General features: G+C 73.1%; 14 protein-coding genes. 5 read left to right on the top strand and 9 right to left on the bottom strand.

Features of this window, described 5'->3' with window-relative positions:
• Positions 1-87: 87 nt before the first annotated feature.
• The 3 genes from ABT095_RS19220 to ABT095_RS19210 are packed head-to-tail and all read right to left on the bottom strand — an operon-like array spanning position 88 to position 4,870.
• Complete coding sequence (locus tag ABT095_RS19220; RefSeq protein ID WP_350530635.1) at positions 88-2,613, bottom strand: acyl-CoA reductase; 2,526 nt, start codon at positions 2,611-2,613, stop codon at positions 88-90.
• A complete protein-coding gene (locus ABT095_RS19215; protein WP_350530634.1) occupies positions 2,610-3,788 on the bottom strand; it encodes a LuxE/PaaK family acyltransferase in 1,179 nt (392 codons plus the stop codon). Before ABT095_RS19215 ends, ABT095_RS19220 begins: the two co-directional genes overlap by 4 nt.
• A complete protein-coding gene (locus ABT095_RS19210) occupies positions 3,785-4,870 on the bottom strand; it encodes a GNAT family N-acetyltransferase (protein WP_350530633.1) in 1,086 nt (361 codons plus the stop codon). Before ABT095_RS19210 ends, ABT095_RS19215 begins: the two co-directional genes overlap by 4 nt.
• A gap of 502 nt (positions 4,871-5,372) precedes the next feature.
• Between ABT095_RS19210 and ABT095_RS19205 the strand changes: the two genes are divergently transcribed.
• The 3 genes from ABT095_RS19205 to ABT095_RS19195 all read left to right on the top strand — a co-directional run bounded on the left by ABT095_RS19205 (position 5,373) and on the right by ABT095_RS19195 (position 7,555).
• Entirely contained in the window at positions 5,373-6,284 is a 912-nt protein-coding gene (locus ABT095_RS19205) for a carbohydrate kinase family protein (protein ID WP_350530632.1), read from the top strand.
• Positions 6,285-6,307: 23 nt separating this feature from the next.
• Positions 6,308-6,991 (top strand): DUF3885 domain-containing protein, encoded by a 684-nt coding sequence (locus ABT095_RS19200; protein ID WP_502884925.1) that lies wholly within the window; start codon positions 6,308-6,310, stop codon positions 6,989-6,991.
• Between the two features lie 117 nt (positions 6,992-7,108).
• Positions 7,109-7,555, top strand: coding sequence for a VOC family protein (locus ABT095_RS19195; RefSeq protein ID WP_350530630.1), 447 nt, complete (start codon positions 7,109-7,111; stop codon positions 7,553-7,555).
• Here the strand turns inward: ABT095_RS19195 and ABT095_RS19190 are convergent.
• The 5 genes from ABT095_RS19190 to ABT095_RS19170 form a co-directional block, all read right to left on the bottom strand.
• The gene (locus ABT095_RS19190; protein WP_350530629.1) at positions 7,537-8,058 is read right to left on the bottom strand and encodes an SMI1/KNR4 family protein; all 522 of its coding nucleotides are present in this window, start codon (positions 8,056-8,058) and stop codon (positions 7,537-7,539) included. The two genes, ABT095_RS19195 and ABT095_RS19190, sit on opposite strands and share 19 nt — an antisense overlap.
• 135 nt (positions 8,059-8,193) lie before the next feature.
• Complete coding sequence (locus ABT095_RS19185) at positions 8,194-11,268, bottom strand: tetratricopeptide repeat protein (protein ID WP_350530628.1); 3,075 nt, start codon at positions 11,266-11,268, stop codon at positions 8,194-8,196.
• A complete protein-coding gene (locus tag ABT095_RS19180; protein WP_350530627.1) occupies positions 11,265-13,121 on the bottom strand; it encodes an HSP90 family protein in 1,857 nt (618 codons plus the stop codon). The genes ABT095_RS19185 and ABT095_RS19180 overlap by 4 nt, the downstream gene beginning before the upstream one ends.
• Before the next feature lie 12 nt (positions 13,122-13,133).
• Positions 13,134-14,177, bottom strand: a complete 1,044-nt coding sequence (locus ABT095_RS19175; RefSeq protein WP_350530626.1) for a hypothetical protein — start codon at positions 14,175-14,177, stop codon at positions 13,134-13,136.
• Between the two features lie 154 nt (positions 14,178-14,331).
• On the bottom strand, positions 14,332-14,751 hold the full coding sequence (locus ABT095_RS19170; RefSeq protein ID WP_350530625.1) for a hypothetical protein: 420 nt from the start codon (positions 14,749-14,751) through the stop codon (positions 14,332-14,334).
• A gap of 92 nt (positions 14,752-14,843) precedes the next feature.
• On the opposite strand from ABT095_RS19170, the gene ligA reads away from it, so the two are divergent.
• Together ligA and ABT095_RS19160 are read left to right on the top strand one after the other, a co-directional pair.
• Positions 14,844-16,874: an NAD-dependent DNA ligase LigA gene (gene ligA, locus ABT095_RS19165; RefSeq protein ID WP_350530624.1), complete on the top strand. Its 2,031-nt coding sequence runs from the start codon at positions 14,844-14,846 to the stop codon at positions 16,872-16,874.
• Positions 16,875-16,898: 24 nt separating this feature from the next.
• On the top strand, positions 16,899-18,587 hold the full coding sequence (locus tag ABT095_RS19160; protein ID WP_350530623.1) for a DUF885 domain-containing protein: 1,689 nt from the start codon (positions 16,899-16,901) through the stop codon (positions 18,585-18,587).
• 298 nt (positions 18,588-18,885) lie between these two features.
• On the opposite strand, the gene ABT095_RS19155 is transcribed toward ABT095_RS19160, so the two are convergent.
• Positions 18,886-21,333 (bottom strand): RICIN domain-containing protein, encoded by a 2,448-nt coding sequence (locus ABT095_RS19155; RefSeq protein ID WP_350530622.1) that lies wholly within the window; start codon positions 21,331-21,333, stop codon positions 18,886-18,888.
• Positions 21,334-21,393: the final 60 nt, after the last annotated feature.

Below are 21,393 nucleotides of genomic sequence, written 5' to 3'. Positions count from 1 at the left end.
CGGGGTGTCCGCGGTGGGTTGGGGTTGTGGGCGGGGGGGGGGGGGGGGGGGGGCCCCCCCCCCCCCCCCGCTCGAGGGACGAGCACGTCAGAGGTTGCGCGCCCGCCGGTCCACCACGGCCAGCAGCTTGCCGCTGGCCGCCGTCCCGGCGAACTCCGCGGCCGCCACCCGTTCGATGCGCAGCGCCAGCAGCTGGTCCAGCTCGACCGCCGCGGCGAGGTCCGGGTACTCGTCCAGGAAGGCCCGCCGGACGGCCTCGTCCCCGGGTAGCGCGCCGGCCCCGGTCTCCAGCCGGACGGTCAGCGTCTCCGCGCCGTCACCGTCCTCGTCGAGCAGCACCTGCAGCGCGCCCCGGTACTCCAGCGCCTCCTCGGCGACCGCCACCAGGCGGCGGTAGTTGAGGAAATAGCTGCCCGCCCGGAAGATGTCGCCGAACCGGCCGAGCAGCTCGAACCGCGGGGTGCGCCGCCCGCAGCCGCACTCCCCCGCCACCCAGCGGCCCAGGTCGCCGATCTCGTAGCGGTCCAGGCGCTGGCCGCGCCGGGTGTGCGCGGTGAAGACCAGCCGCCCGGCCTGGCCGACCGGCGCCGGGCGGTCCTCCTCCAGGTCCAGGATCTCCAGCGTCTGGAGGCCGCTGAACAGGTGGTGCACCCGGGCCGGGGAGCCGTCGCACTGGTACCCCAGCGGGCCCGCGTCGGCGCTGCCGTAGGCCGCCGAGCGGATCAGCTCGACGCCGAACTCCTCGCGCAGCCAGGCCTGCTGGCGAGCGGGGAAGTGCTCCCCGCCGAAGAAGAGCTTGCGCACGCCGCGGTAGGCCCGCAGCTCCTCGGCGCCCTCCTGGAAGACCCGCAGCAGGTAGCTCGGCATGCCGAACAGGGTGTCCACCCCGTGCGCGACGATCGAGCGGGCCACCGCCGCGTGATCGTCCTGGGCGGCCATCGGGAACTGCACCGCCTGCAGGGTCTCCAGGACGGAGTAGAAGCTGACGAACCCGCCGTAGAGCTGCCCGCCGAAGAACAGGTTCATCGCCCGGTCCGTGCGCGGCTCGAAGCCGGCCGCGAGCAGGCCCTCGGCCCCCGAGCGCATGTGCTCGTGGTAGTCGTCCCAGGAGAAGGCGGAGAGCTTGGGCGCACCGGAGCTGCCGCCGCTGCGGAAGAACACCTCGGCCCGGCCGAGGTCGTCCTGCAGCTGCTCGAACTCGCCCTTGCCGGTCACCGGCACGGCGGGTGCGGGCAGTTCACGCGAGCCCACCAGGTCGTCCAGGCAGGCGTCCTGGCTGAACCGGCGGTCCAGCTGCACGTCGACGCGGCGGCTGTAGCGCTGCAGCGCGTACACCCCGTCGTGCGGCTCGCCGTCGTAGCTGTCCAGCATCGCGCCGGGGACGGTGACCCGCAGCGCTCCGGCCGTCAGCACCGCACCGGCCAGTGCCGCGGTGTCGGCGCGCTCGGCGCCGATCGCCACCGTCTGCAGGTAGCGGCGCATCGGGCGCAGCACCTCGACGATCTCCCCTCGCGGCAGCGGCTTGACCCACACCGTGCGGAACAGCGGCGAGGCCCGCAGGGCGCTGCGGGTGTCGGCCAGCACGTGCCAGCTGCCGTCCTCGGCGGCGTGCACCTTGGTCAGGCCCAGGTGCTCCTCCAGGCCGGCCACCAGGACGGTGTTGGTGATCTCGGCACTCTCGAGCAGGTCCGGCAGGCCGGGCTCGCCGTCGGCCACCGCCTCGGCCAGTACGGCGGCGAAGCGCTCGGCGAAGGCGAAGACCTGCTGGTGGTCCTCGGTGTCGAGGTAGATCACCTGCGGGCTGGAGCAGGCCTGCTGGTCGAGCCGGCAGATGTCCTCGGCGATGCCGCGCAGGGCGGCCTTGTCGGCCCAGGAGTGCTCGGTGAGGTAGGCGAAGGAGAGCTTGGGCCCCCAGTCGACCAGCCGGCAGCCGGGCGGCACCAGGGCCGCCACCCCGGCCAGCGCCTCCTCGCCGCCCCAGGCGGCCACCGCATCGGCGCCCGAGAGCAGCCGCTCCAGCCAGCCGGTCCGGCTGGAGGAGAAGGCCAGCGCGATGGTCCGGGCGGCGATCGCGCCGGTGGTGTCCAGCGCGGCCAGCTCGGCCAGGAAGGCCTGGGTGAACAGCGAACTGCCGCTGGTCTTCACGGCGTTGACGTTGCCCGCGAGTAGGCCTTCGATCACGCTGAAGGCCCCGGCGGCCGGGGCGTTGCCCGGTGCGACGTGCACCAGCAGGCCGACCGGCAGCCAGCCCTCGAAGATCTCCCGGCGGAAGTCGAACCGGGCCAGCCGGCCCGGGTCGATACCGCCGAGCTCGCGGGTGAGCTTGCGCTCCAGCGCCTCGCGGCCCAGCCCCTCGGCGATGTCGGTCAGGGTGCGCGCGGCCTCGACGGCGGGGGTGCCGCCCGCGCGCAACTCCTCGGCCAGTCGGGCTCGTTGGCGGCTCCCCGGGTCGGTGAGCGCGGTGGCCAGCTGGTCGCAGGCGGCGAGCACGACCAGCGGGTTCAGCTTCTCGGTGAGGGCGGTGCGGACGTGGGTCTCGATCGCGTCCAGGCGGCGGTCCGCCTCGGCGTCGTCGATCCAGGTGCCCTGCCAGTAGTGCCGGTCCTCGGTCATGACGTCCCCTTGAGCAGTTCGGCGGCAGCGGCGGCGCAGTTGCGGTTGCGGCTGACCCCGGCCCGGCCGTGCACGGCGAACCAGGGGGTGGGCTGGCCGCAGCCGCACTCCTGGGGGGAGTGCATCGAGACCAGGTCGCCCATCAGCACCGACTGGGCGGGCGCGGAGGTGATGTAGGGCGAGACGAACTGCGCGTAGCCGCGCTCGCCGTACGGCAGCGGTGCCAGGGTGCGCACGTCACGCACCAGCATCCGCGACCACGTGGGCACGTGCAGTCGGTGGTTGGCGCACTCCATGTACAGCACCGAGTGCTCGACCGCGCCGTAGCCGTCGCGGATCCGCTCGTCCGGGATGCCCAGCTGCTCGTGGATCCGCTTGTACAGCTCGGGCTTGGCCACCTGCTTGTCGGCGTGGCCCTTCCAGCCGCCGCCGAAGGCGACCAGCGAGTCAGGGTTCAACGTGACCGGGGGGATGCCGAGTTCACGCATCCGGTCCAGGGTGAAGGAGAGGAACGCCGGGAAGCCGAGGATGCGCACCGGCGCCCCCTCCTCGGCGAAGCGCAGCAGCGCCCGGGCACAGCCGAACGGGTCGAACTCGTGGCCGCTGCCGGTGTGCTTGAGGGCGTACTCGACCGAGCGGACCGGCGCGAACTGGCACAGGTACTCGTCGGTGAACGAGGTGCCGAGGTTCAGGCCGGGGTTGGGCTGGTAGTTGGAGAGCAGGTAGTTGACCTCCGCCCCGCCCAGCCAGCCGTAGTGGTCGAAGACCCGGGCCACCATCCGCTGGCCGTTGCGCAACGTCCAGTCGTCGAAGTGCATCTGGGACTTCTGGCCGGTGGTGCCCGAGGAGGTCAGGTGCAGCGCGACGTCCTGCTCGGGGATCGAGACCACCTCGTGCGCCTTGAAGAAGTTGGCGTGCACGAAGGGCAGCCGGTGCAGCTCCTCGACCGACTCCAGCGGCCGCCGCGAGGCCTCGGAGGCCTCCCAGAGCCGCGCGAAGAACGGCGAGCGGGCGGCGTGCCAGGCGTTGGACTCGTTCATCGCGGCGGTGAACAGCTCGTCGGTCCGCTCGGCGGGCAGGTACGGCTCGGCGATGTCGCACAGCTGCTGCACATGGGCGAGGGCGGCAGGGTCGGGCACTGCCACCGGGTTCAGGTACTGGCTGTACTGGCTCACTGGAAGACCCCGTGGGTGTTGAGGAACCGCTGTTTCCACAGCTCGATGTACTGCTCGGTGAACGGCTGGAAGGAGGCGTCGATGGCCAGCCCGCGGAAGTCCAGCGGGTGCATGCTGCGGGCCATCACCACGTAGTCGCGGAAGCCCTCACCCTCGCGCCGCATCGCCGGATAGGCGGCGGCCGGCAGGAAGCCGTGCGCGAGCAGCAGGCTGAGGTCCTCGTAGCAGTCCAGCGGCAGCAGGGACTCGATGTGCGAGGCGCCGTCCTCGGCCAGCCGGCCGATCAGCGCCTCGAAGTCCGGTGCCAGCGCGGCGAGTCCGGGCGCGGCGCCGATCAGCGCGCAGTAGCCGTCCGAGCGGTTCAGCTGCGCGAAGAGCTCGTACGCGCCGTCGGCGGCGGCCAGCAGCACATTGGGGGTGTGGAAGGGGTAGAACCGCTGCTCGGGGTCGGGCACCACCTCGGCGAGGCGGCGCAGCACGAACTGCGGGGCGTCCACCAGCTCGACCTCGCGGGCGGCCGCGCGGCGGCCGGCGCGCGGCGCGGGCGCCTCCTCGACGAACTCGGGCAGCGGCTGCCCGGGCAGGCCGACGGCTCCGTGCAGCGCGCGGACCAGCCCGGCAAGGCCGGCCGGCACCCGGGGCACCGGCAGCCGCCGCTCGAGCACGCCGTCACGGTGCTTGGCGAGCAGCACCATGGTCTCGTGCCGGTCCGCCTTGCGCAGGTTGGGGAAGACGCCCAGCGCCCGGAATCCGGCGCTCAGGCAGACGCGCTGCGGCGCTGTGGAGTTGGTGCGGGCGGTGCCGTAGACCGAGTCGGCGGCCTGATCGCCCGTCAGCATGACCTCGCTGAGCCGGCGGACGGCCTGGTGGGCGAGGCCGGCGCCGCGGACGTCCGGGTGGATCACCAGCCCCTGCATCTTGCCGAGCCGGTCGTCCGGGTCGACGGTGCCGAGGATCGAGCCGACCAGCCGGCCGGTGCCGGATTCCTTGACGGCCAGCCAGGTGGTGCGCGGACAGGATATCTCCCGGGCCATCACCTGCGGGTCGGTGCCCAGCGGGAGAGCGTACGTACTTCCGTACACCTCTCGGTAGAGTGACAATAGCCCTGCTATGTCGCTCAGTTGAACTTCTGTGAATTCGTAGGTCAACATACCTCCCCGGGGGAACTGATGCGCTTGCGGATCGACGCGGCGCATCGGACTGCGTGTCCTCGCCGTCGAATGCCGAGGCCCGGGGGGAGGCCGCCGGCAAACGGAGATCCGCGTATGGCGGTGCCGCACGCAACGTCGCCGGAGAATGGGGGTGGTCCGGTGGGATGCGAATCGAAACGAGGAAGTGGCCGATGATCATCAGCCGCTGATCTTCACTCTAGCGTGTGATCAGACCGTCACGGTCCCTAGGTAGTTCTTGTTCGACGCGGTGTCCCGGTTCTGTCATCTCCACCGGCCGAATTTCGGCCCCGGGGTACACGCAGCAATGCCCCGGGGGTCAGTCGCCGACGATCACGACCGTCCGGCCCGGCGAGCCGGACGCCTACCATGCCCTCCAGGCCCCCCTGATCCCCCACCCGGAGGAGCACCGCACGTGATCACCGTCGTCGGCGAAGCCATCATGGACCTGGTCAGCCCGCGCCAGGGGCCCGCCACCGCCCACCCGGGCGGCAGCCCCGCCAACGTCGCCGTCGGCCTCGGCCGCCTGGGCCACCCCGTCACCCTGCTCACCCGCCTCGGCGACGACCCCTACGGCGCCCGGCTCGCCGACCACCTCACCACCAGCGGCGTCACCCTCCCCGCAGGCACCGTCGACGGCGCTGCCACCAGCACCGCGATCGCCCGCACCGGCGAATCCGGGTCCGCCACCTACGAGTTCGACATCACCTGGCAGCTCCCCGACACACCGCCCGCCCCCGGCACCTGCCTGCACACCGGGTCCATCGCGGCCGTCCTCGAGCCCGGCGCGAGCACCGTCCGCCGCCTGGTCGCGGCCGCCCGCGGCCGCACCACCATCTCCTACGACCCCAACTGCCGCCCCTCCCTCATGGGTTCACCCGAGCAGGCCCGGCCCCGGATCGAAGCCCTGGTCGCCTCCGCCGACGTGGTCAAGGCCAGCGAGGAGGACCTCGCCTGGCTCCACCCCGGCCGGACCCCGCTCGCCACCGCCCAGGCCTGGCTCGCCCTCGGCCCTGCCCTCGTCGTCGTCACCCTCGGCGCCGACGGCTCCCTCGGCCTCTGCCGCGCCGGCACCACCACCCGGCCCGCACCGCCCGTCACCGTCGCCGACACCGTCGGCGCGGGCGACGCCTTCACCGCCGGCCTGCTCGACGCCCTCCACCGCCGCGACCTCCTCGGCCCGGCCGCCGCCGGCCGCCTCCGCGACCTCTCCCCCCACACCCTCGCCGACCTCCTCGACGAAGCCTCCCTGGTCTCCGCCCTCACCTGCACCCGCCCCGGCGCCAACCCCCCGACCACCGCAGAGCTCGCCGCCTTCCGCCCCTGACCTTCCGAACCCAGGGGCGGTGTGTGGGCCAGGTATCGTACGAACGGTCGAGCGGGACGGGCCGGCGAGGCCCTGGTGGAGGAGCGACTGTGGGACGAAGGACGGCTGCGTGGGCTGAGGCCGAGCATGTCGATCTCGCCCAGCTGTCTGCCGATTGGCGGGCCGTCTGGGGCGGGTGCCCACCACTCGGGCACCTGCTGAGAAAGGCCTTCCCCATGAGGTGGGTGCGGTTCCACAGCCTTCCTGACTCCAAGCGATACGCGGAGCACGAGGGCGAGTACCAAGTACTGCTCGAACGGCAGCACACCGTGCTTGCCGATCTGGGCGCCCCACCTCAGCTGGTGGTGGTCACCTGTGAGTGGGGAGACCAGGTCGAGCCGGCGGGCCGCCCTCAGGAGCTGGAAGCGCTCGCCCCAGGTACGTACTGGAGGACCGTCTCCGAGGTCGATGCGACTGACCCTGGCAGCCAACTGCACACCCACCTGTACGCGGGAATCATGCCCAACACGACAGTCGCGCTCGACCCGCTTCTGAGGTCGGTGGCGGACTACCGGACCGCAGACATCATCATCGCTCCCGTCAGCCTTGCTTGGCTGGCCCATCCGTACGACGGCGGAGTCGATGTCATCGCACGGGACACCGCCGAGCGCGAAGCGCTGAAGGCCAGGCATTCCGACTGGCTTTCCCGCCGTCCCGACGGTGTGTGAGCGGGTGATCTCCAGCGCGGAGGAACTGCCGGCCTTCTGCGATCTCCCGGCCGAGCACTGGATGCACCTGCGGACCACGAGTCCCCTGCTCGTCGAGCGTCAGGAGGCGGTGGCGGCATGAACCGGCCGACCCACGGAGCGATACACCACGTCGAGATCTGGGTACCCGACCTCGGCCGCGCCGTCATCTCGTTCGGCTGGCTGCTGGAGGCCCTCGGCTACACCATGTTCCAGTCCTGGAACGACGGCCGCAGCTGGCGGCTCGGGCCGGCCTATCTCGTCGTCGAGCAGTCGCCGGCCCTCACCGCCGACCGTCATGAGCGCTGCCGGCCCGGCCTGAACCACCTGGCGTTCCACGTCGAGAACGCAACCGCCGTCGACGCACTGGCCGTCGAGGCCACCCACCACGGCTGGCACCTGATGTTCCCCGCCCTGCACCCCCACGCCGGTGGCGAACAGCATTACGCCGCCTACCTGGAGAACGACGACGGCTTCGAGATCGAGCTCGTCGCGATCAACCCGACCCACCAAGCGACCGCACTGGATCAGGGCAAGGGCTCGTAGAACGGGCGGTCAGGCGCGAAGTTGCGAGAACACACCGTCACGTCCTCACCCCTGAGATAGGCCAGCAGCCACTCGCTGAACGTCAGCTCATGGAGAGTCCAGGCCGGACTGTCGAACTCCTGGGCCAGGACGCGCCAGGGCGACGCAGGCTGATCTGGAACGCGAAGGAAAACCCATTCTCCCGTCGTGGCCGACGCCACCGGCATCAACTCACCCGGGGCCGCCCCAGCCGGACTTGGCAGGAACTCCGCCATGTCCTCTTCGCGCCACATCTCGAGATCCCCTCTGATGGTCTCTCCCAGGCTGTGCAGAAGATGACCGGCGGGGTGTTCCAGGTACAACTGCTCATTGATCTTGATCGAACCGTAGGCGTTCACGATCTCACGGAAGTCCGCAGGGAACTCGATACCGAACTCCCGCCCCAGTTCGACCCAAGGTGCCGGATCCGACCAGTTGAACCGGGGCTCGCCCAACAGGGCCTCGACCTCCGAAAGCGTTCCCACTGCCAAGCCCCTTCCCCCGGGTTCCAAATCTCGCCCCCCGACAATAGATCCGCCCTTCCCGCGCTGTGGCCCCGCCCGCGATGTGTGCGGGCGGGGCGGGAGACCCGGAGGTCAAGGGGCCGCGGAGCCGGGGTGTCAGCGCAGGCTCTCCCGCAGGCGGCGCAGCGTCACCGCGGCGTCCGCCAGACCGGCCGCGTCGGCCTCGGCGGCGGAGCGGTCGAGGCGGGTGCGGGCCGCCTCGACGCGGTCCAGGAGCCTGGCCTCGACCAGGGCGGCCATCCGCGTCGCCTCGAACCGCCCGGGGTACTTGGCCGCGCCGCCGCGCTCGTAGGCGGCGACCGCCTCCTCGAAGCAGGCCAGCGCCTCCTCGGGCCGCTCGGCGGTGCCGTGCACCCGGCCGCGCTCGTAGAGGCACTGGGCCAGGTCCACCTCCACGCTGCGGAACTGCTCGCGCGCGGCGTCGGCGAACTCCTCACGGATCAGGTCGGCCTGGTCCAGGTACCCGAGCGCCTCCTCGGCGGCCTCGGCGCCGCGGGAGCTCATCGCCTCGGCGGCGAGGGTGCGCAGGGTGCCCGTCAGCTCGGGAACGAGCGGCGCCACCCGGTTGGACTCGATCGCGCGCTCCAGCGCCGCCTTCGCACCCTCCCAGTTGCCCGCCAGGGCCAGGGCGCGCGCGGCACCGGCCGCGGCGGTGGTCAGCGGTTCCTGCACCGGCCAGCGGCTGACGGAGTCGGCGAGTTGCAGGAACTGGACGGCGGCGTCCCGTGGTTCGTCCAGCTCCAGCAGGCCGTTGGCCAGCTCCAGCCGGATCCGGGCGGTCAGCTCCTCGTGCTGGGACGGAGCGCCGTCCTTCCCGTCGCCGTCCTTCCCTTCGCGGGCCTCCCCGTCGCGCGAATCCCCGTCGCCGTCCTTCGCACGGCCACCTGCCGAGTCCGCTCCCGCCGGGTCGAGCAGCGACTCCAGGACCGCGACCGCGTCACCGGTCGAGCCCTGCTCGGACAGCGCGTGGGCCAGTTCCAGGCGGGTCTCCCGGGCCTTGCGGGCCTTGCCCTCGCGGTCCAGCCGCGCCGCCGCCTCGGAGAGCGCGCGGACGGCCGTCTGGTACCGGCCCGAACGCATCGCGATGTTGCCGAGCATCCGGTGCAGCCCGGTCAGGTCGTCGGCGGGGACTTCGGCGGTCGCCTCCGCCAGGCCCCGCTCCAGTTCGGCCATCGCCTCCTCGGCCCGCCCCTGGGCACCGAGCACGAGCGCCAGCACCATCCGGCCGCGCGGGAGCCGCCACGGCCAGCCCTGCTCCTCGAAGATCTCCACCGCGCGGCGCGCGTGGGCCTCGCCCTCGGCGCCCTGGACCTCCCCGAGCAGCTCGTGGCCCAGCGCGGTGTGCGCCCAGCCGCCGTCGGCCTCACCGGCGGCGATCAGCGCCTGCGCCTCCGCCTCGAACCGCTCGACCCACCGGGCACGCACCGCACCCTCGGAGTGGAACACCACATGCCGGGCGGTGAAGACACGGCTCTGCCGCACCACCAGCCTGCGGCGCAGCTCCAGCTCCCACTCCTCCCCCGAAGCCGAGCCCGAGCCCGAGCCCGAGCGCGCACCCGTACCCGCACCCGCACCCGCACCGGCCGCCAGCACCGCGTCCACCCGCTCCAGCAGCTCCTCGAGCACCGGCCAGGCCGCCTCGGCCGCCGCTTCGGCGCCCTCGGCGTCCTCCACCCGGGCGGCACCGCACCACGCGAGCCGCGCCTCGGCGGCGATCGCCCTGGCCTCCAGGCCGGCTTCGGTGAAGTGCTCCACCGCCTCCTTCAGGAGCTCGACACAGGCGTCCCAGTCCCGGCGCTCCACCGCGCGCTGCGCCAGCTCCGAGGTGATCTCGCCACGCAACCGCTCGTCGACGGCGTTCACGCCGTCCACGCCGTTCACGCCGTCCGCATCCGCCTGCTCGGCACGCGAGATGACCGCGTCCCAGACCGCCGTGGCGCCCGGGTGGCCGGTCCGGTCCAGCCGGTGCGCCTCGGCGACGAGTTCGGCGAAGTCCTCGGGCAGCTCCGGTGCCGGCACCGTCGCGACCGGGGCCGCGACCGCGGTCTCGGCCGGCCGGGCCGGCGCCGCGGTCTGCACGCCCAGGTTGAGCTGCTCCACCAGCGGACGCTGTGCCAGCCGCGCCCGGCGCCGGGCCGAGACGGCGTCGTTGCCGTTGCGGGCGTCGAAGCGGGCGGCCAGCTCGGTGCCCTGCGCCGTCACCTCGGCCAGCAGCTGGTCCACCGACCACTCGGCGCCCAGCGGTCCGGCGCAGGGCAGTGAGCCGTGCCCGACCTCGGCCAGCCGGGCGAGCAGCACCTGTACGCCGGTGAGGAAGGCCAGCCGCTCGCCCGGAGCGGCCGTGAATCCGAAGGAGGCCCGGTTGTGGGCCAGCAGCTCCAGGCCGCGGGCCTCGTTGCCGGTCAGCGCGCAGAACTCCAGGTGGCTGCCGATCGCGGTGAGTTCGGCCTCCTTGCCCCGGACCTTGCGGTAGCCCGTGAGGTGCGCGGCGCGCGCCTCGTCGTACCGCCCGAGGCGCAGCAGCGGGAGCAGGGCCAGCGCCTGGCTGCTGTGCGGCTCCTCGTCGCAGCCGCCTTCTTCGAAGGAGAGCTCGGCGAGGCCGCGTTCGTCCTCGCCGTGCCGGAAGTGGTGTGCGGCCCGCTGCCTGGGCTCGCAGGCCGAGCAGTCGCTCAGCCGGGTGCGCCCGCGGGTGGCCCACAGCTCGTAGGCGAGCTGCTCGTTCTCACCCAACTCCCGGGCCAGCAGGTACTCCTGGGCGTAGACGGGCTGCAGCCCGTGCCCGGCCTCCTGGTACCGGCGGCGCATCTCGGCGATCCAGCCGCGGACGGCCGCGAGCGGCACGTCCGGGGTGGTCAGCAGGCCGCTGGTGACCCATTTGAAGAACCAGAACAGCCGGTGGGTCTCGTACTCGTCGAAGTACTTGCGGTCCTCGTCCCACAGCTGCAGCAGCCGGGCGAAGGCGACGGGGTACTTCACCGCCTCGCCGCTGCCGTGGTAGGCGTTCATCAGCCCGACCAGGGTGGAGACGGTGACCTCGGGGTCGCCGAAACTCTCGGCGAGGTCCACGAGCTCCTCGGCGGCCGCCGCCGCGGCGCGGCCCTTGGGGCGTTCGCGGTTGGCGCGCAGGGCCGCGAAGAACTCGTCCCGGGTGCCGGGGGTGGTCGTCGTCATCGCGACTCCTCCTTGTCGCCGCCGGCCGCCTGGGCCGCGAACTCGAGCAGGCCGAGGAACGAGCGGTTGAGCAGGGCGTGGTCCGAGGGGCGCAGCGGCCGCCGGGAGAGCAGCAGTGCCTGGCCGTAGAGCGCCTCGACCGCCGTCTCGGACAGCTGCGGGTCGGCCTTGGTGGCCAGTTCGGCGAGCTTGCGGATCAGTGGGTTGAGGTGGTTCAGGATCAGCTGGGCACGCGGCGCCGAGGAGCTGAGCGAGCCCAGGATGCCGGCCCACAACTCGTCGGCCCCGGCGGAGAGTTCGGCGCGGCGGCGCTCGTGCCGGGCCTCCCGGTTGTCCACCAGCATGGCCGGCACGCCGACGGGCTGGAAGGCGCGCAGTGCCACGTCGGTGTCGAGCCGGTCGGCCACGGCCCGGGCGCGGGCCAGGAACGGGGCGGCGGCCAGTTCGGCGGCCGGGTCGACGGTGTCGAGGTGGGCGGTGACGGTCTCGGGGTCGAGGTCGGTCACGGTGACCGCGGGGCGGATCTGCGGCAGCCGGTGCACGAGTTCGCGGTCGTAGACGTAGCCGCCGTTGATCACGCCGAGCCCGGCGGCCGAGGCGATCGAGGAGACCTGCCGGAACTCCTCCACGGTCTGGGTGACCAGGACCACCGGGTGGCTGCGGGAGAACTCGTCCAGGCTGACCGTGCCGTCGGTGGTCTCGAACGGCAGCCAGGGCAGCAGCAGTTCGAGCAGTTCGTCGTCGTACCGGGCCAGGGCCTTGACGGCCAGGTGGTGCACGTCCAGGAAGCGCCGCAGCAGCGCCAGGTCGGAGGCGGCCAGGCCGGTCAGCCACTGCCGCACCCGCTCGCCGATCGCGTCGCGGACGGCCTCCAGGGTCTCGTCCGCGTACAGCGCCTCGCGCGAGGCGGTGGGGCGCAGGCCGGTGGTGTCCACCACGCAGGCGACGAAGAAGGCCCAGTCCGGCAGGAGTTCGGCGGCCTGGTCGGAGAGCAGCATGCCCTTGAGGTGCACCCGGTTGCCGGAGCGCTTGGTCGGGTGGGCGGGGGTCGGCAGCACGAAGGCGACGCCCTTGAGCCCGACCAGCGGGATGTCCAGGTCGATGGTGTCCAGCGGGGTGAAGTCGAAGGTCTCGCGGCCGTAGGCGGCCAGCGCCTCGCGCCGAGCGGCGGGCGAGCGGTAGGAGCGATCCCACACCGGCGGGGTGTCGTTGACCGGGCTCACCTCGCCGTGGCGGTCCACCACCTCGACGTCGTAGCGCAGCAACGAGCCGTAGTGCCGGGCGAGTCGGAGCACGGTGCCGGGTTCGAGCCACTCGCTGCCGTCGGCGCGCGGGGTGAGCGTGACGGTCGTGCCGGGCTGCTTGACCGTACCGGCCGGCAGGGTCCGGATGCTGTACGTGCCGTCGCTGCGGCCGCGCCACTCGACGGCGGGCGCGCCCGCCTCCTTGGCGCTGCGCGAGACCACCAGGATCTCGTCGGCGACCACGAAGCAGGCCAGCAGGCCGATGCCGAACTGGCCGATGAAGTCGGCCCTGGCCTCGGCGAGGTCGAGGTCGCCGTCGGCGGTGCGCTTGGAGGAGCGGCCGATGGTGGCCAGGAAGGTGTGGACGTCGGCCTCGGTGAGGCCGACCCCGGAGTCCTCGACGGTAATGCCGCCGCCGACACCGGTGCGGATGGTGATCCGGGCGGGGGCGGCCGGGTCGAGCGCGCGACGGGCGGTGATCGCGTCGACCGCGTTCTGCATCAGCTCGCGCAGGTAGACCCGCGGGGAGGAGTAGAGGTGGTGGGAGAGCAGGTCGACGAGGCCGCGCAGATCGACCTGGAAGGTGTGGCCCTGCTGGTTGGTGGTCACGTGTTCCTGCTCCTACTTCGCCTTCTTGCACTGCTGACGGGCGTTGACGAACATCCCGGCCGGGTCTCCGTAGTAGTCCCAGGGCGAGGCGGTCGCGTGGTCGCCGATGCGTTCGAACATCTTCCGCGCGCTCACCTGGTCGCCCGCGAGCCAGAAGGCCATCGCGAAGGCGTTGAGCGCGGGGTAGGGCGACTCGGTGGGGGCGTAGTCCGGGTGCAGCACGGACCGCGCCGCGGCCTGCCGCAGCTCCTCGGCGACTTCGGGCCTGGCCATGTAGGCGGTGTCCTCGCCCCTGGGCAGGTCGAGCCAGCGCTCGATGTGCGCGGTGGCGGTCAGCGCGCCGAGGTTGCTGCCGGCCGGGGCCTGTGCGAGCGCCTCCCGGGCGAAGCCGTGCATCTGCTCGTGGGAGCCGCTCCACTTGGCGCACACCTGCTGGAGCATCGCCTCGTGGATCTGCGGTTCGCCCGGTGCCCGGCGGTGCCCGGCCTCGAACCGCCGCCGCGTCACGTCGTGGCCGTGCTCCAGACCGCGCGAGGTGGTGACCAGGTAGCTCCAGGGCGCGGCGGAGTCCGGGTCGAGTTCGACGGCGGCGTACAGGTGCTCCTCGGCCAGGTGCAGCCGCTGGTGGAACAGGTCGAACTGCTCCCGGCTGACCTGGGCGGCGCGGGCGCTGCTGCGTGCCTCCCACGCCCAGGTGACGTGCCGCGCGCCGCACACCGTCCGCGCGAGCGGGTCCTCGGCCCTGGTGCGGCCGATCTCCAGCAGGAAGTCCCCGCCGAGCTCGTCGATGCAGCCGATCAGCCAGACCAGCCGGTTGTGGTCGCCGCGCTCGCGGACCGGCCCCAGGACGGCGGCGACGCCGCCCCAGTTCTTGCCGGTCACCGCGCCGCGCAGCACGGTGAGCTCCGGATCACCGTGGTTGTGCCCGAGCGACACCAGCTTGGACCGGGGCACCACCGGCGCGGAGCCCGTGGTGGACGCCCCGCGTCTGGCGAAGGCACGCGAAGCCGCCAGGCCCGCTATCAGAGCAGGCAGGAGCAGCGAGAGGTTCGACACGAATTTCCCTCCGCCGGCCGCCCCGGCACCTGATCGCCCGGGCGGCAGCCGCAGGGTATCCGACTCCCCTGACCTGGGGGCAACGCGATATCCCGCTCCGTCACCACCCGCGCCCCGCGATGTCCTGGTCTGTGGACGAACGTCGGGATTCTCCTCACCGGAGTCGCCGCGCGGCCTCTCCCTCGAGGCCGGGCCCGGGGCGCAGCACCTTGGCCCGGGGCATCACCCCGGCGCACGACGCGCAGACCTCCACCAGGTGGAGGGCCAGGAAGCGTTCGTCGCAGACCACCAGGCGGACGCCGCGGTCGGAGCAGACGGAGACGGCCCGGTGCCAGACGTGGCCCTCGGCGGCGCACCGGCAGTCAAACGGGTCGGGCACTTCGGCGGCGGCGCGGTCGTGGGTGCCGAGGTGGCGCAGGAGGGCGGCGAGTGCCTCCTGGTGCCCGGCGAACGGGCCGAGCTCGGCACAGTCGCCGCCCTCGCAGCGGACGACCGTGCGCTCGGCGCCCCGCACCGCCCCCTGGCACACCGCCGTCGCCGACCACAGCCGCCCCCGCCCGCCCTGACCAGCCACTGCCCCGCCCTCCCCGTCCGCCCGACGACCGCTCAGTCGTACCGTGTCCCGGGTGCCGCCGCACCCGGGATTTGTCAGTGCCGGTCGGAAGAATGGTGCCCATGACGGACACCTCCACGCTGCTCTCCCCTGCCCGGTACGCCGATGCGGTCGCCGAGGCCGTGCGGGCCGCTGCCGCGTACTACACCGACGGCTCCACGCCACTGGGCGACGACGAGTACGACGCGCTGCTGCGCGCCATCGCGGCGTACGAGCTGGCGCACCCCGGCGAGGTGCTGCCCGACTCGCCGACCGGGAAGGTCGCCGGCGGGTCGGTCCAGGGCGACGTGCCGCACTCGGTGCCGATGCTCTCGCTGGACAACGTGTTCTCCGACGAGGAGCTGACCGACTGGGCGGCCGGTCTGGAGCGCCGCCTCGGGCGGCCGGTGGCGGCCTGGTGCGTCGAGCCGAAGCTGGACGGTCTCGCGGTCGCCGCGCGGTACCAGGGCGGGCGGCTGGTGCAGCTGCTCACCCGGGGCGACGGCCTGGCCGGCGAGGACATCACCCACGCCGCCGACGCCGTGCTCGGCCTGCCGGCCACCCTCGCCGAGCCGGTGGACCTCGAGCTGCGCGGTGAAGTCCTGCTCACCACCGAGCAGTTCGACCACGCCAACCGCGTCCGGACCGAGCACGGCGCCGCCCCCTTCGCCCACCCGCGCAGCGGCGCGGCCGGCACCCTGCGTGCCAAGGACCGCCCGTACCGGGTCGAGCTGACCTTCTTCGCCTACAGCGCCGTCGGCCTCGACCACCTCGGCCACAGTGCGCTCCTGGAGGCCCTGGCGGCCCTCGGGGCGAACACGGCGGCGAGCACCGCCGCGGCCCCGCTGCGCTGCGCCGGGCTGGCCCAGGTGGCGCAGCGGATCGAGGAGATCACCGCGCTGCGCGCCGCGCTGCCGTTCGGCATCGACGGCGTGGTGGTCAAGGCGGACTCGGCGGCCGACCAGGCGGAGGCCGGCTCCGGCTCCCGGGCGCCGCGCTGGGCGGTGGCCCGCAAGCTGGCCGCCGAGCACAAGGTCACCCGCCTGCTCGAGGTGGAGTGGAACGTCGGCCGTACCGGCATCATCGCGCCGCGCGCCGTCCTGGAGCCGGTGGTCATCGACGGCGTCACCGTCACCTACGCGACCCTGCACAACCCGGCCGACATCGAGCGGCGCGGCCTGATGCTCGGCGACCAGGTCTTCGTCTACCGCGCGGGCGACGTGATCCCGCGCGTGGAGGCCCCGCTGACGGACCAGCGGACCGGCGCCGAGACGCCGATCGTCTTCCCCGCCGCCTGCCCGCGCTGCGGTGACGACATCGACACCTCCGAGCAGCGCTGGCGCTGCGTGCGGGGCCGCAACTGCCAGGCCGTCGCCTCGGTGGTCTACGCGGCCGGGCGCGACCAGCTCGACATCGAGGGCCTCGGCGGCACCCGCGCCGTCCAGCTGGTGGAGAGCGGCCTGGTCGCCGACCTCGCGGACTTGTTCACCCTGACCAAGGAGCAGCTGCTCGGCCTGGAGCGGATGGGCGAGACCAGCGCGGACAACCTGCTCGCGGCGGTCGAGACCGCCCGCGGCGCGGCGCTGAACCGGGTGTTCTGCGCGCTCGGCGTGCGCGGCACGGGGCGCACCATGTCCCGCCGGATCGCCGCGCACTTCGGCTCGATGGCGGCGATCCGGGCCGCCGACGCCGAGGCGCTGGCCCTGGTGGACGGCATCGGCACCGAGAAGGCCCGGGTGGTCGCCGCCGAGCTCGCCGAGCTGGCTCCGCTGCTCGACCGGCTGGCCGCCCAGCGGGTCGGCATCCAGGTCACCGAGCCGCAGCAGGTGGCCGCGGAGGCCGAGCAGGGCGGCTGGGGCCCGCTGGCCGGTGAGGCCGTGGTGGTCACCGGTGCGATGACCGGCCCGCTCGCCGCGCTGTCCCGCAACGAGATGAACGAGCTGATCGAGCGGGCCGGCGGCAAGGCCTCCGCCTCGGTCTCCAAGCGCACCACCCTGCTTGTCGCGGGCGAGAAGGCCGGTTCCAAGCGTGCCAAGGCCGAGGAGTTGGGCATCCGGATCCTCGGCCCGGAGGAGTTCGCCGCCCTGATCGCCGAGCTGCTGTAGCCGTGCTCCTGACAGGATGAGGGCATGTCACCCTCAGACCACTCCCTGTCAGACCGCCCGCGCCGCCTCGCGGACGAGTTCGTCGACCGCTCGGCCGCGCTGGACCCGATGACGGCCGCCGTGCTCGGCCTGCACCTCGGCGACACCCGCCAGGTGGACCTCTCGCCCGACGGGTTCGAGGCCCTGGCCGACCTGTCGCGCGAGACGCTCACCGCGCTCGGCCGGCTGCCCGAGCAGGCGGATCCGGCCGAGGCGGGGTGCGCGCGGCTGCTGCGCGAGCGGCTGACGGCGCAGCTGGCCGGGCACGACGCCGGGGACCACCTGCGGGCGCTGCGCAACACCAACTCCCCGGTCCACTACATCCGTTCCATCTTCACGCTGATGCCGACCGACGGCGAGGAGGACTGGGCGGCGGTGGCCGGGCGGCTGCGGGCGGTGCCGGGCGCCGTGGCGGGCTACCGCGCCACGCTCCGGCAGGGCCTGGAGCGGCGGCTGCTCTCCGCGCCGCGCCAGGTCGAGGCGGTGACGGCGCAGCTGGACGCGTGGACCGGGCGGGCCGACGGCGGGAGCGGCTGGTTCGCCGGGTTCGTCGCGGACGGGCCCGACCGGCTGCGCGGCGAACTGGACGCGGCCGCGCTCGGCGCGACGGCCGCCGTCGGCGAGCTGCGGGCCTGGCTGCGGGAGGAGTACCTGCCCGCCGCGGCCGACGTGCCGGACGCGGTCGGCCGGGAGCGCTACCTTCGCTCGGCCCGCCTGGCCACCGGCTCGGACGTGGACGTGGCCGAGGCGTACGGCTGGGCCTGGGAGGAGTTCCACCGCACGCTGGCCGAGATGCGGATGGCGGCCGGGCAGGTGCTGCCCGGGGCCGGTGTGCTGGCGGCGATGGAGCACCTCAACGAGCACGGGCACGCGATCTCCGGCGAGGAGGCCGTCCGGGGCTGGCTCCAGCAGATCATGGACGAGGCGATCACCGCCCTGGACGGCACCCACTTCGACATCACCGGGCCACTGCGGCAGGTCGAGTCCCGGATCGCTCCGGCGGGCAGCGCCGCCGCGCCGTTCTACCAGGGCCCGAGCCTGGACTTCAGCCGCCCCGGCCGCACCTTCCTGCCCACCCTCGGCCGCAGCACCTTCCCGACCTGGCAGCTGGTCAGCACCTGGTACCACGAGGGCGTGCCGGGCCACCACCTCCAGCTGGCCCGCTGGACGGCCGTGGCCGGGGAGCTGAGCCGCTACCAGGTGACCCTCGGCAAGGTCAGCGCCAACGTCGAGGGCTGGGCCCTCTACGCGGAGCGGCTGATGGACGACCTGGGCTTCCTGACCGACCCGGCCAACCGTCTCGGCTACCTGAGCAAGCAGATGCTGCGCATCATCCGGGTGATCACCGACATCGGCATGCACCTGCTTCTCACGATCCCCGCCGACTCCCCCTTCCACCCCGGCGAGACCTGGACCCCGGAGCTGGCCGACGCCTTCCTCGCCGAGTACCAGGGCAGCCCGGCCGCCCGCCGCGCCAGCGAGATCAACCGCTACCTCGGCTGGCCCGGCCAGGCCATCGGCTACAAGCTCGGCGAACGCGCCTGGCTGCGCGGCCGCGAGGCCGCCCGGCACCGCCAGGGCGCCGCCTTCGACCTCAAGTCCTGGCACATGAAGGCGATCTCCCAGGGCTCCTACGGCCTGGACGACCTCGAGGCGAACCTGGCCGGACTCTGACCGAAGGAGACCGTGGGCGCCCGGACGGCCCTCAATCCGTCCGGGCGGCCCACGGCCGGCTCTGGGCCCGTGGAGACGAGGACACCGGCCGGTCCGGTGCCCGGCCGGCGGCTGTGCGGCGGCCGCCGGACGGGTGCGTAAGGGGTCAGCCCGCGGCGGGGCGCAGAGGCCGGCGCCCGGTGCCCGAAGGAGCCCACTCGTGGCACTGTCATGGCGGTCGGCCCGTTTCGGGTAGGGCCGACGGCCGCCTCCGGAGCGGTCAGGGAGCCGGAGGCGGCCGCCGGAGCATGGTGCGGTGTCAGCTGATCGACCACTGCTGCAGCGGCGAGCCGGTGTCCGGCTGCTGCGTCACCAGGGCGCCGTTGGCGGTCGAGGCGGTGGTGAGCAGCAGACCGCTGCGCACCGAGGTCACGCGGTAGGAGCCGCCGGCCAGCAGCCAGACCTGCCACAGCTGGTTGCTACCGCCGCCGCACGGCCACTGGATCACCGCCGTGCCCGCGGCGGTGGAGCCGCCGCTGACGTCGGCGCACATGCCCGACTTGCCGTTGACGAGCTCGTAGGAGCCGTCGGCCTGCCGGAGGAACTGCCACAGCTGGTTGCTGTCGCCGCTGCTGGTCCAGGTGATCATCTGGTTTCCGGCCGTCGTGCTGTTGTTGGCGTCGTCCAGGGACTTGCCGCCGGTGGCCAGTTGGTGGTTGCCGCTGAAGACCGGCGTGACCGTCCAGGTGAGGCCGGTCGAGCCGCTCGCCGTGCCGGAGGAGGCGGTGAGGGTGACGGTGGAGACCGTACCGCCGGTGGGCGTGCCGGAGATCAGGCCCGAGGGGCTGACGGACAGGCCCGCGGGCAGCCCGCTCGCCGAGTAGGTCAGCGCCTTTCCGGCGCTGTCCGTCGCGGTGAGCTGCACCGAGACCGCCGTGCCGACGGTGCCGTTCTGGTTGCCGGGGTTGCCGATCGTCACCGTCTCGGGTGCGGCGCCGGTGGCGGTGAGCGTCAGCGTCTGCTCGGCGGCGGTGCGCCCGCCGCCGACCGAACTGCCGCTGGTGTCGGTCCAGTTGCGCCCCGGTGTGGTCTCGGCGAGCCGGCCGGTGACGCCGGAGAGGCCGAGCACGAGTCCGCTGTAGCGGTTGACCAGCCGGAGGGCGCCGCTGCCGCCGGGCAGCACGAACCACTGCTGGCCGACCGTACCGCCCGCGGCCGTCACGGTCGGCCGGGCTCCCCAGGCACGACCGGTGGTCGTGCCGGAGTCCACCCCGAGCACCTGCCCGCTGCCGGAGTTGGTGATCCGGTAGGACCCGTCGCCGTTGGCGGCGAAGGTCCAGCTCTCCAGCGCGGAGCCGGTCGCCGAGGGCACCGAGGTGGTCGCGGCGGAGCCGGACACCTGCGCGAGCACCCGGCCGTTGCCGGCGGAGATCACGTACGACCTGGACAGGTCGACCGGCGCGGCGGCCGGGGCCGAGGAGTCCAGCGTGACGTTGACGTACTCGCCGGAGTGTCCGTTCGAGCAGCCGAAGGAGCAGTAGGTGCGGAAGCTCCTTCCGACGATTCCGGAGCTGGTGCGGTTGGCGCCGTCGAGGAACCAGCGGTACCACGAGGCGGTGTGGTAGCTGCTGGTGTCGCCGGCGAGCGTCCACTTCTGCGTGGAGAGGTCACTGGTCACGTAGTACTGCTGCGGCGCGTTGCCGCTCTGGTCCACCGCCTGCGGCTCACCGACGTACAGGCCGAGGTAGGCGTCGTAGGTCACGTCCATCACGAACAGCGGCGAGGTGGCCGGCATCTGCCCGGCCGCGATCTGCTGGGCGGAGGTGCCGGCGGTGGCGGGGTCGTACTCGTCGGCCGCCGCCGTGTATCCGCCCGGGTTGCCGGCGTCGGCCGGCACCATGTTGCTCTCCCGGCCGCCGATGCCCGCCTCGGCCCAGGCGCCGTCGTACCACTTCTGCCAGGTACCGGCGGCCATCTTCCCGGAGATCGGGGCACGGGCCACGTGCTCGTAGAAGGCCTTCCAGCCGCCGCTCTTGTCGACGACCCTGGAGCCGTAGAAGACGTAGAAGTAGCCCGAGGCGGTGTCCACGAGCAGGCGCTGGTCCCCGTCGCCGTAGTAGTACGTCTGGTTCGGGAAGGCGGCGGTGTCACCCCGCGTGGTGCTGTACGGCGAGGTGATGGCGTGGTCCTTGACCGTCCAGGTACGCCCCTGGTCGGTGGAGACGGCGTAGTCGATCGCGTCGTAGTGCAGTCCGTCGCCGAAGGGTTGCGGGGTGAACTCGTTGTGCACCAGCCCGTACCAGTTGCCGGTGTCGGGGTCCACCCACAGGCCCGCGAGGTCGCAGAAGTTCTTCTGCGAGTAGCCGGAGCCGCTGGGCGCGTAGCTGGCGGTCAGGCCGGTCGGGCTGTTGTTGCAGCGCCAGGTGGTGTCGTTGTTCCGGTCGCTGCTGTTGGCCGGGTTCACCGCGTCGCTGACCGGCGAGCGGGTGGCGGAGTCCATGTCGGTGCCGGAGTAGAACGACCAGTTGCGGGTCTGGGTGGCCCCGTACAGCGCGGCGGACTGCTGGAACCAGAACGTCCCGTCCTTGTCGACGTACGGGGCCGCGGGGGTGTCGGTGGGGGTGGGGTAGGAGCCGGTGGACCCGACCGTGACCGTGTAGGCCGGGGCGGCGGCCATGGCCGGGGCGGCCGTCAGCGAGGTGGCGCCGACGGTGCTGAGCAGCGTCGCGAGCAGGGCGCCGGCGACTCTTCTTCGAGGAGCTGACACTGTGTAACTCCCTGTGGGGGTGCGGAGGAGCGTGCCTCCGGGTGGACGGCCCCTGTCCGG

This window comes from Kitasatospora sp. NPDC002227 (assembly GCF_040296285.1).
GTDB lineage: Bacteria > Actinomycetota > Actinomycetes > Streptomycetales > Streptomycetaceae > Kitasatospora.
This window is presented reverse-complemented; position numbering and strand designations above follow the sequence as displayed.